Source organism: Peptoniphilus indolicus ATCC 29427, from assembly GCF_000227315.1.
GTDB lineage: Bacteria > Bacillota > Clostridia > Tissierellales > Peptoniphilaceae > Peptoniphilus > Peptoniphilus indolicus.
Window position 1 is genome coordinate 781,612 of the sequence record NZ_JH165061.1, and the last position, 10,973, is coordinate 792,584.

General features: G+C 30.4%; 14 protein-coding genes. 12 read left to right on the forward strand and 2 right to left on the reverse strand.

Annotation, left to right across the window (positions count from 1 at the left end):
- Positions 1–430 (reverse strand): transposase family protein (locus HMPREF9129_RS03560; RefSeq protein WP_218916020.1); only part of this gene is annotated, 430 nt, incomplete at its 3' end.
- A 208-nt stretch (positions 431–638) separates the two neighbouring features.
- On the opposite strand from HMPREF9129_RS03560, the gene HMPREF9129_RS03565 reads away from it, so the two are divergent.
- From HMPREF9129_RS03565 to HMPREF9129_RS03585, 5 genes are read left to right on the forward strand one after another with little or no spacing between them, the layout of a single operon-like run.
- Positions 639–1,886 (forward strand): ABC transporter substrate-binding protein, encoded by a 1,248-nt coding sequence (locus HMPREF9129_RS03565; protein ID WP_040552273.1) that lies wholly within the window; start codon positions 639–641, stop codon positions 1,884–1,886.
- Between the two features lie 13 nt (positions 1,887–1,899).
- On the forward strand, positions 1,900–2,748 hold the full coding sequence (locus tag HMPREF9129_RS03570) for an ABC transporter permease (RefSeq protein WP_004820436.1): 849 nt from the start codon (positions 1,900–1,902) through the stop codon (positions 2,746–2,748).
- A gap of 3 nt (positions 2,749–2,751) precedes the next feature.
- Positions 2,752–3,561 carry an ABC transporter permease gene (locus tag HMPREF9129_RS03575; protein WP_004820438.1) on the forward strand — a complete coding sequence of 270 codons (810 nt, stop codon included), beginning with the start codon at positions 2,752–2,754 and terminating at the stop codon, positions 3,559–3,561.
- Positions 3,554–4,555 carry an ABC transporter ATP-binding protein gene (locus tag HMPREF9129_RS03580; protein ID WP_004820439.1) on the forward strand — a complete coding sequence of 334 codons (1,002 nt, stop codon included), beginning with the start codon at positions 3,554–3,556 and terminating at the stop codon, positions 4,553–4,555. Before HMPREF9129_RS03575 ends, HMPREF9129_RS03580 begins: the two co-directional genes overlap by 8 nt.
- A 10-nt stretch (positions 4,556–4,565) precedes the next feature.
- A complete protein-coding gene (locus tag HMPREF9129_RS03585) occupies positions 4,566–5,468 on the forward strand; it encodes a nucleoside hydrolase (protein ID WP_040552496.1) in 903 nt (300 codons plus the stop codon).
- Positions 5,469–5,520: 52 nt separating this feature from the next.
- On the opposite strand, the gene HMPREF9129_RS03590 is transcribed toward HMPREF9129_RS03585, so the two are convergent.
- The gene (locus tag HMPREF9129_RS03590) at positions 5,521–6,096 is read right to left on the reverse strand and encodes a xanthine phosphoribosyltransferase (RefSeq protein WP_004820445.1); all 576 of its coding nucleotides are present in this window, start codon (positions 6,094–6,096) and stop codon (positions 5,521–5,523) included.
- 102 nt (positions 6,097–6,198) lie between these two features.
- Here HMPREF9129_RS03590 and HMPREF9129_RS03595 point away from each other — a divergent pair, with 102 nt between their 5' ends.
- From HMPREF9129_RS03595 to HMPREF9129_RS11650, 7 genes are all read left to right on the forward strand, one after another.
- Positions 6,199–6,720 (forward strand): nitroreductase family protein, encoded by a 522-nt coding sequence (locus HMPREF9129_RS03595; RefSeq protein ID WP_004820447.1) that lies wholly within the window; start codon positions 6,199–6,201, stop codon positions 6,718–6,720.
- Positions 6,698–7,144: a tRNA (adenosine(37)-N6)-threonylcarbamoyltransferase complex ATPase subunit type 1 TsaE gene (tsaE, locus tag HMPREF9129_RS03600; RefSeq protein ID WP_004820448.1), complete on the forward strand. Its 447-nt coding sequence runs from the start codon at positions 6,698–6,700 to the stop codon at positions 7,142–7,144. The genes HMPREF9129_RS03595 and tsaE overlap by 23 nt, the downstream gene beginning before the upstream one ends.
- On the forward strand, positions 7,144–7,803 hold the full coding sequence (gene tsaB, locus HMPREF9129_RS03605; RefSeq protein WP_004820451.1) for a tRNA (adenosine(37)-N6)-threonylcarbamoyltransferase complex dimerization subunit type 1 TsaB: 660 nt from the start codon (positions 7,144–7,146) through the stop codon (positions 7,801–7,803). The genes tsaE and tsaB overlap by 1 nt, the downstream gene beginning before the upstream one ends.
- Complete coding sequence (gene rimI / locus HMPREF9129_RS11350; RefSeq protein ID WP_040552499.1) at positions 7,793–8,215, forward strand: ribosomal protein S18-alanine N-acetyltransferase; 423 nt, start codon at positions 7,793–7,795, stop codon at positions 8,213–8,215. The genes tsaB and rimI overlap by 11 nt, the downstream gene beginning before the upstream one ends.
- A 13-nt stretch (positions 8,216–8,228) precedes the next feature.
- Positions 8,229–9,227, forward strand: a complete 999-nt coding sequence (gene tsaD, locus HMPREF9129_RS03615; protein WP_004820454.1) for a tRNA (adenosine(37)-N6)-threonylcarbamoyltransferase complex transferase subunit TsaD — start codon at positions 8,229–8,231, stop codon at positions 9,225–9,227.
- Positions 9,228–9,967: 740 nt separating this feature from the next.
- On the forward strand, positions 9,968–10,684 hold the full coding sequence (locus tag HMPREF9129_RS03620; RefSeq protein ID WP_004820457.1) for a helix-turn-helix domain-containing protein: 717 nt from the start codon (positions 9,968–9,970) through the stop codon (positions 10,682–10,684).
- A gap of 26 nt (positions 10,685–10,710) precedes the next feature.
- A partial coding sequence (locus HMPREF9129_RS11650; RefSeq protein ID WP_218916021.1) for a hypothetical protein occupies positions 10,711–10,973 on the forward strand: 263 nt, incomplete at its 3' end.

Below are 10,973 nucleotides of genomic sequence, written 5' to 3' on the forward strand. Positions count from 1 at the left end.
CATCAATACACAAAACCTCAGAAAACTTACCCCTAGGAACACTTAAACAATTTAAAATACGAAGAACAGTATTAGAAGAAACATTATACCTATTAGCAATAGAAGAAATAGAATAAACCACATCAAACTCATGAACAATAGCAAAAACAAGCCTCTTAGTCATAGTATGAACATTAGCGATAAAATCAAGATTCCTTTCAAAACGACACCCACAAGACTTACAATCATACCTAGTTTTCCTTAAATGAATTAAAGACTTCTTACCACGAATATGAGTATCTTTAATCCTTTGAGTCCTATGACCATGAACCCAAATCCTTTTAGAACCACAATGAGGACAGACAGACATCTTAGAAACAGAAACATGAAAATGGACAAATTCATTATCCTCATTAAAACTATCAAAAACTACATCTTTAAAACCAAACAAATTCATGATATTATTATTTTACACTTATATGTACCTCCAATCTTTGGTGTTACTAATTAAAGTTTAGGACTAAATGCATATAAGTGCAATTTTTTTACAAAAATATCTGTTAGAGATTTACTCCCCAACAGATATTTTAGAACCTAAAATTCATGTTATTTATGATACACTGAACAAGATGCAATTAGTTAAAGTAATAGGAGGAAATATGAAAAAGTTTTCAAAGTATTTTATTGTTTTTTTTATGGTTTTACTTTTAACGGCATGTGCTTCTAAGAAAGAAGTAAATACAAGTAAAGAAGAAACTCAAAATGAAATTTTAAGTTTAAGTTTTGATGATTATTTAAAAGATGCTAATGGAACTGATGTTACATTCTATGGATGGGGTGGTTCAGACCAAACAAATAATTGGATTGACCATTATTTAGCAGATAAGTTAAAGAAAGAATACAATATAAACCTAAAAAGAACTGGAATGAACATAGATGAGATATTAAACAATCTTCAAAATAGTGTTCAAGCCAAAGAAGAAAAAGGTAATATTGATGTAATTTGGATTAATGGAGAAAATTTCTATACAGCCATGGAAGGTAACTTACTATTTGGACCATTTGTAAACAAATTGCCGAATTTTGAAAAATATATAGACACAGAATCAGATGATATAAAATTTGATTTTGGATATGAAACTAATGGATATGAAGCACCTTACGGAAAGGCACAATTAGTTATGATATACAACTCAGATAAATTAAGTCCGATAACTAGTGCAGATGAATTTATGGAAGCTGCAAAGGCAAACCCTGGAAAGTTGACATATCCTGCACCTCCGGATTTTACTGGATCAGCTTTTGTCAGAAATCTTGTGTATGAAAAAGTTGGATATGATAATTTAAAAAATATAGAACCAAATAATAAAGAAGAGATAAGAAAAGCTATGAAGCCTGCCCTAGATTATTTAAAAGAATTAAAACCATATCTATGGCAAGAAGGAAAGACTTATCCGGCTGATTCAACTCAGTTAGACAATATGTTTGCAGATGGTACTGTTTATTTTAATGTAAGTTATAATACAAACTTTGCTTCAAACATGGTAGAAAAAGGTGTATTCGCAAATACAACAAGAACTTCTGTATTTGATAAAGGTACAATAGGTAATACTCATTTCCTAGCGATTGCAAAAAATGCGCCAAATAAAGAAGGGGCAATGGTAGTTATAAATGAGATTTTAAACTTTGAACCTCAAATGGAAAAATACAAACCAGAAGTTTGGGGAGATTTGCCTGTAATAGATAATTCAAAACTTTCTGATGAAGAAAAGAAAGCTATAGGAGAAGTAAAGCAAGGTGTTGCGACTCTTCTACAAGATGAATTGCTTTCAAAGAGACAACCAGAACTTCCAGCAGCTATGGTGCCTGTAATTGAAGAGATATGGGCAGAAGAAATACCTAACTAAATAGGATAAGACGATGAATAAAAAATTAAAACCATATTTGGAAGTAGTGCCAATTGTGATTGTTTTATTATTCATTTTGATAATGGGAATAATCGGAGCTTTAGTACAAAGTTTCGGATATTTTCCTATTATTGGGCTAAAAGAATTTACACCGAGATATTATATTCAAATTTTTCAATCAAAGACATTTTTTAAAAGTTTAAATTATACATTGTACACGACATTTATTTCATCTTTTGTATCAATAGTTTTAGGTGTATTAATAGCAAGAAGTTTGTTAAAGAGCAATGGCAAGATGGAAAGTTTTTATAAGATACCAATCATTATTCCGCATATTATTGTGGTTTTATTTGCCGTGACATTTTTGTCAGATACCGGAGTTTTTGCAAGGGTGTTATATTTTTTAGGAATACAAAATGCACAGGAGATGTTTTCAAAAATCTTATTTAATAAAAATGGAATTGGAGTCATATTGTCATACATTTGGAAAGAGACTCCTTATGTTGCTCTGACAGTGTTGGCAGTTTTAAAGAGAGTGAAGATGAGATATGAAGATGTTGCAATTAACTTAGGTGCAAGTAGAATATATGCCTTTTGGCATGTTACATTACCTATGTTAATGCCGACAATAATATCAACATTTACAATAATATTTTCATTTTCATTTGGAGCTTATGAGATACCAATGTTACTTGGGGCAACTCAACCTAGAGCATTGTCTGTACAATCATTTATAGAATATCAAAACCCTAATTTAGAAAATAGACCTTATGCAATGGCAATGAATATTGTCATGATTTTATTTTGTGTAGGTTTTGTAGCTATATTCAATTGGATTTTGAAGAAGGTAGTGGAGAGATAGAATATGAAAAAATTTAATTTTATTTCTAAAGCATTTCTTGTATTGACTATTTTTGCAATATTAATTCCACTCTGCACTTTAATTATTTGGTCTTTTACAAATAACTATCTATGGCCCGATATTTTACCTAAAAATTATGGATTTAGAGGTTGGGAGTATGTTTTTCAAAATTCAAATAGAGTTTTAACTTCTTTAAAAAACAGCTTGTATATATCATTTTTCACAACGCTAATAACTTTGATAATTTCAGTGCCATGTGCAAAAGCATTGGCATTTGAAAAATTTAAAGGCAAAACTTTTGTGGAGTTACTAGTGCTTTCTCCATTGGTTATTCCACCAGTATCTCTTGGAATGGGACTTAATATACAGTTTATTAAGTTTGGTCTTGCAAGAACTTTCACAGGTGTTGTATTGGTTAGTATAGTGCCTTGTATTCCGTATGCTGTTAGGTTATTAAAGGAAATTTTTATAATAGTTGGGAATGGATATGCAGAACAGGCAATGGTTTTGGGAGCGAGCAAGACCTATACATTTAGAAAAGTAGTTATGCCTTTGTTGTTGCCAGGGATAATATCAGCTGGAATGATGTGTTATATAATTTCATTTAGCCAATATTTTTTAGTGTATTTAATAGGAGGAGGTAAGATAATAACTTTTACAATGGAGATGTTTCCATTTATACAATCAGGGGATAGGATGATGGGCGCTGTGTATAGTGTTATATTTATAATGAGTACAATGGTTTCACTAATATTAATGGAATATATATTGAGAAAATTTTATAAAGGGGGGATAGAAGATTATTATGTCTAAAGAAAATTTAGTCAAATTAGAATTGGTTGGAATACAAAAATCATATGGTAAAAAGATAGTTATAAATAATTTGGGATTAAAAGTTTATGATGGAGAGAGAATAAGTTTGTTGGGTCCATCAGGTTGTGGCAAGAGTACTTTATTAAATACAATAGTTGGGTTGATAGACTTTGAGGGAATTATATTTTTAGATGGAATTGATATTACTAATAAAGCGGCGAATAAGAGAAATATAGTTATGGTAAGTCAAGAAAATCATCTATTCCCACATATGAATGTCTATGAAAACATAGCTTTTCCAATGAGAGTTAGAAAGCTTGAAAATAGCGAGATTCAAAATAGAGTTAGAGAATTATTAAATGATATAAATTTAAATGGCTATGAAACTAAAAAAGTAAATCAGTTGTCGGGTGGTGAAAAGCAACGAATTGCACTTGCAAGGGCATTGGCGGCCACCCCTGAAGTGTTGCTCTTAGATGAAGCTTACTCAAGTTTAGACACAAATATGAGGTTTAAAATGAGAGAGCTAACAGTTGAATTGCAGAAAAAACACAATATAACTACAATTTTAGTTACACATGACAAAGAAGAGGCGATGATGTTTAGTGATAGAATAGGAGTTATGTTAAATGGAGAAATTGAACAGTTAGATTTTCCTAAAAAAATTTATGAATCTCCTAAATCTCTGGATGTTGCTAAATTTTTAATTAGTGAAAATTTTATAACTACAGATCAAGCAATGGCAAATGGACTAATTGAGGAAGAATTAGATACGAATAAAGTTGTATTAATTAAACCTGAAGATATTTGTATAAAAACTGATTTGAAAAATGGTATAGTAGCAAAAATATTAGACAAAAAATATTCTATGGCGAAAATAAAATATGAATTATTAATAAACGGTATGGAACTTATAGTAGATGATTATAGAAAAAATGATTTGGAAATTGGTTCGGAAGTTGGCATGGAGATTAAAAATTATATAGTTTTTTAGGATGTGTGTAATGAAGAAAGTTATTTTTGATTGTGATAACACAATGGGAATAAAAAATCGAGATATAGATGATGGATTGGCACTTTTGTATTTGATAAATAATTTGGATGTTGAATTAAAAGGTGTAACTTGCACTTACGGAAATGATAGATTGGATAAAGTTTTTACTCAAACAGTTAAATTGATAGATGATTTAAGTTTAGAAATCCCGGTTTTTAAAGGCAATGGTAATTATGATATGATAGATTATGTCAAGTGTGAATTTAAAACTGAAGAAACTAAGAATTATCTAGATAATGACGCAGCAAAATTTATTGTAGAAATGGTAAATAGATATCCAAATGAAATATCTATATTGGCAACGGGTTCTCTACAGAATTTATATGATGCTTGGCAAATTGATAAATCTATTGTGGAAAAAATAAAAGAAGTTGTAGTAATGGGCGGAATAACTGAGCCATTATATTTTAATAATAAGGTTATGAATGAACTTAATTTTTCTGTATGTAGTAGGGCTGCTGAGTGCGTTATAAATGAATTTAAAAATTTATCTATCTTAACGGGAAATAGTTGTATGGAGATTGAGTTTACTCAGAGTGATTTAAAAGAGATTGAAAACATTGGTGAGTTTAAAAATAAATTTGTATTTGAAAAATTATGTGTTTGGATGGATGAATTTAAAGAGATGTATGGATATGATTCAATAGTGTTGTGGGATGTTATAGCAGCTATATATTTAACTGATTCAGATTTGTTTAAAGATAATACAACCTATATTAATTCGACTTTAGAAGATTTAAATACAGGTAAGTTGGTATTAGTAGATAATAGCTTGGGAATAAAGATAAATATTCCAAGTGCAAAAAATTCATCGCAAGTAAATAAAAAGCTTATAGAAGTTGTGTTTAAATAAAAATGTAGTATATCCGAGAGCGATTTCGGACACACTACATTTTTTAGTTTATCTACTTTCTAAAAGTAAATTCTCCATTGTCAATGCTTTCGATTATGGCAAGAGATAGTAAGTCATATCCTTCTTCTCTTATGATTTTTCCGCCTTCTTGGAATCCCTTTTCTACAGCTACAGAAACTCCTTCAACTTTAGCTCCACTTTGTTCAGCAATGGATATCAATCCATTAAGTGCATTACCTTCAGCTAAGAAGTCATCTATTAAAAGTAATTTATCGCCTTCATTTAAAAACTTTTTAGATACTGTAACAGTATATTCTTTATCAGTTGTGAAAGATTGAACCTTTGATTCGTAAACATCGCCACCGATATTTTTTGTCTTTTGTTTTTTAGCAAAAACAACTGGCAAATAGCCGAATTTTTCTGAAACTACAGTAGCTAAAGCTATACCTGAAGCTTCAATTGTCAAAATTTTGTTAATTCCTCTGTCTTTAAAGTGGTTGTAAACTTCTTCACTCAACTCGGATAAAAACTTTATATCAAGTTGGTGGTTTAAAAAAGAATCCACCTTTATGATATTTTCGCCAAGTATGTATCCATCTTTTTCAATTCTGTCTTCTAATAGTTTCATTGAATCCTCCTAAAGTTATATTATTACAGAAAATTTACTATTTTAAAAGAGGTTTAATAACATTTATAATATTTCTGTTATAATAATTTATAGGAGGTAGGTATGTTTAAGGATTTAGTCAATAAGAGAAGAACTATTAGAAAATATATAGATGAACCTTTAAAAGCTGAAGAGATAGAGTGTTTAGTGGCGGCGGGACTAAAAGCGCCAACTGCAAAAAATTTAGATACAGTTGAATTGATAGTTGTAGAAAATAAAGATACATTGTCTGATTTATCTGATTTTAGAGAAACTGCTGCGGGGCATTTAAAAGGAGCAAGCTGTGGGATAGCAGTTATATCCAATACAGAAATATCTCCTGAACACAACAGACAAGACGCTTGCATTGCGGCAACTTTTATATTGTTACAAGCTGAAGATTTGGATATAGGAGCTTGTTGGGTGAATGTATATAACAAATTTGACAAAACAGGCAAACCTGCTGATGAGAGAATAAGAGAGATACTACACATTCCTAAAAAATATAATGTAGAGTGTGTGATAGCATTGGGATATAAGGCTGAAGAGCCTAAGAATAAAAAGGAAAAGAATTTTAAAGAAGATGTGCACTACGAAAAATATTAAATTAGATAATTTAGAAATTATGGAAAAGTTTGGAGAAAACTTAGGCAGTTTACTTCAAGCAGGAGATGTAATTTGTTTGAATGGAGAACTTGGAGCTGGAAAGACCACTCTTACAAAGAGCATAGCTAAGGGTATGGGGATAGAAGACTACGTGACATCTCCGACATTTAGCATAATCAATGAATACTATGGAAAATTGAACTTGTACCATTTTGATACATACCGTCTTGAAAATGTTGAAGAGGTTTCTTACCTTGGATTTGATGAGTATTTTTATGGAGATGGAGTTTGTGTAATAGAATGGGCAGATAGGATAGCGGCCTTTTTGCCTGAAGAATATTTAGAAATCAATATTGCTGAGGATAGAAATGCTGAGTTAATAGCTCATGGAGAGAGATTTAAAAATTTATTGGAGAATATATAATGTTGACACTTGGTATAGATACATCTACTATGACGGCAACTGTTGGTCTTTCAGATGGTCAAAAGGAAATAGTATCTTATGAAATTACAGAAGGAGTATTTAATTCTGAAGAACTTACAGATATGATTGATGATATGTTTTCTCACGTTAAATACACAATTAAAGATATTGAGCTATTTGCAGTTGGAGTTGGACCCGGCTCTTTTACCGGAACAAGAATTGCTGTGACAATGGCGCGAACTTTTGCTCAAATTTTAAAAAAACCAGTTATAGGAGTTTCTTCGCTAAGAGCTATGAGTATGATAGACTCTAAAGAAGATGTCTTAGTTTTGGTTGATGCAAAGAGAAAGCGAGCATATTATGGTCTTTATTCTAACAATGGCGAAGAAGTAATCATAGAAGATGGAATCAAGGATATAGATGAAATTCTTGCAAATATGGAAAAGCCTTTTAAAGTTACGGGAACAGGTACAAAGGTATTTGAAGAAAAATTGAACGAAGATGATATAGTGACTCGAAATATAAGAGGAGTCAACATAGCTAAACTTGGAGAAATGCTTTACTTAGAAAGAGGCGCAGATAATTTAGAAGAAGTGCTTCCAAATTATTTAGCAGTTTCTCAAGCAGAGGCGCAATTTAATGAAAGAAATGGACATTAAAATAAGACGAGCTGAATTCTCAGATTTAGATGGGATTCACAAAGTTGAAGAAGAATCATTTACCGACCCATGGTCTAAGAGTTTGATTAAGATTGCGTTGACAGATTCTTTGACAGAAGTTTGGGTTGTAGAAATAGATAAAATAGTTGGATTTATGATATGTTCAAAATTATTTGAAGCCAGTCTAGATAATATAGCTATATTAAGAGATTATAGAGGGCATGGACTTGGAGTCAAATTATTAGAAAAGCTTATAGACTTTGCAGAAGAAAAGGACATAACCTTAGAAGTTGAACACGACAACGAAGTGGCAAAGAGAATATATCAAAAGTTAGGTTTTAAAATAGAGGGTATGAGGGAGAATTACTATGGTAAGGGACGACATGCCTATATAATGTGGAGAAGAAGATAATTGGAGGAAAATAATGAACGTATTGGGGATTGAAAGTTCATGTGATGAAACATCAGTTGCCGTTGTGAAAGATGGCAGAGAGGTTTATTCAAACATAATTTCATCTCAAATATCAACTCACCAAAAGTTTGGAGGAGTTGTACCGGAAGTTGCCTCAAGAAAACACGTTGAGGCATTTAATGGAGTGCTTGAAACAGCAATGAAAGAAAGTGGACTTGAGTTTTCGGATATAGATTTAGTAGTTGGAACGAGAGGCCCGGGACTTGTAGGAGCTCTATTGGTTGGTCTTTCGGGAGCAAAAGCAGTTGCATATTCTTTAGGCGTGCCATTTGTCGGAGTAAACCATATATTTGGACACGTATGTGCAAATTATATAGCTCATAAAGATTTAAAACCGCCATTTATTGGGCTTATAGTCTCAGGTGGGCACACTTATCTTGTAAAAGTAAAGGACTATGTAGATTTTGAATTATTTGGAAGAACTCGTGACGATGCAGCCGGAGAGGCTTTTGACAAAGTTGCAAGAAAGATGGGGATAGGATACCCAGGCGGGCCTATAATAGACAAACTTGCAAAAGAAGGAAAGGATGTATTAAATTTTCCAAGAGTAATGCTTGAAGAAGATAGCTATGATTTTTCATTTAGTGGACTCAAGACAGCAGTTATAAACTACTTACACCAATGTGAACAAAAAAACGAAGAATATAAAGTTGAAGATGTTGCAGCGTCATTCCAAACAGCCGTAATAGATGTGCTGGTGGAAAAATCTTTTAAACTAGCTATAGAAGAAAATATGGATAAAATAGTTTTAGCTGGTGGTGTTGCAGCTAACTCAGGGCTTCGAAATGCACTAGAAAAACGAGGTGAAGAAGAAGGAATAAAAATATATTATCCGGACCTTAAACTCTGCACAGATAACGCAGCCATGATAGCATCAGCCGGATATTTCACATACCTTTCAGGTAATTACGATAAAAAAGCATATGCGACACCTAATTTGGGGTTGACATAAGGGAGTTAGATAGCTCTCTTTTTTATAACTTGAATCGTGGAATCAAGCACAATGTCATTGATCAGTAAACGCAGTACTTGTTTGTCATAAAATAGTATCAGCTTCCCAATGTCCAACACACCCTCTGGACTAGATTAACTGTATAAGTTACTTATTATAAGTTTATCCCTTCTTTCTCCATGATTATTTGTATGACGATTTTTGTATTTGTTCCTAAACATTAAATGTAACATTTCTATTTTTACTGTTTTATTATGTTCAATAGATTTCTATTTTTGTGTGTGGTGATTCAATTTTTTTAACATTAATAATAGAAATTTAGTTAAAATTATGATATAATTATAAAAAGTAAATGTTTGACAATGAGGCAAAAATAGATGATAATCGCAACAAACAAACAAACAAACAAACAAACAAACAAACAAACAAACAAACAAACAAACAAACAAACAAACAAACAAACAAACAAACAAACAAACAAACAAACAAACAAACAGGAATATACTGTCATATAATATATTAAAGTTTTATAATTATAAGTTATTACTAAAGACTCAAGTATTTTAAAATACTTGGGTCTTTTTATATATAATGATAAGTTAATTAAAGACTTAAATTAAAGAATAAGAGAATGAAATGAAAAATATTTAATTTATTTTTAATATTTTATAATTAACCTATTTTGAATGATTTATTATAGATTTAAAAGATTTATTAACGATGAATAGGAGGTATAAAGATTGTTTGGTAAAAAATTAGATGTTTTGATGAAATTATTAAACGTTTCCAATGTAGAACTTGCAAAAGTTGTATATATAGATCCATCATATATTTCTAAATTTAGAAAAGGAGAAAGAAAATTACCAAGAAACAGTGAATTTTTATTTGATATATGCGATTATTTAGTATCTGTAGCTATAGAAAAGAATAGATTGAATTTAGTTAAAGAATTGCTAGCTTGTAAGGAAGAAAAAAATTTGGAAGAAATTTCTATGAATATGTATGAATGGCTAATATTAAAAAATTCAGTAGCAGAAATTATAAATAAATTAATAGGAGATATTTCTGAGGAGAATTTTAATACATACAAAATAGAAGAGCACAAGATATTAGATAAAAGTATAGAGAATGTAGAAACAAAATATTATTATGGTAGTCAAGGAAATAAAAATTGTATAGAGGATGTAATCAAGGCTGTGTTGAGTTCTAAAACGGATAGCAATGTATATTGGAATTTAGCGCAATCAGACAGTTCAAATTTTGAAATAGAAAATTATTATTTCAAATATAGTGAGTTAACTAGAGAATTAGTAAAAAATGGTAGAGATATAAAACTTATTTTTTCTGATAAAGATTACCATATACAATTAATAATTTTACTATATAATATGTTAACTTTATTTATGACAAGAAGTATTACTCCATATTTATGCAAAAATAAAAAATTAATACTGTAAATACCATGGTTGTAGTTGATGGTGAAATGACAGCTTTAGAATTTTCTAATTATGATGATTTAGATAATAGAGTGAGTATATTAACTAATGAAAAGGGAATTATAGAATATAATAAAGGTTTATTGGATAATTATATAAGAGATAGCGTATTGCTTATAAATGTAGTGAATTATGAAGATTTTGAAAATTATGACAATATATATAGTAGTATTTACGATAATGAAGGAAGATATTTTTTTGATAGAAGGTTATTTTTTCGTTTTATACATTACCTGAGGAAACAGCATTA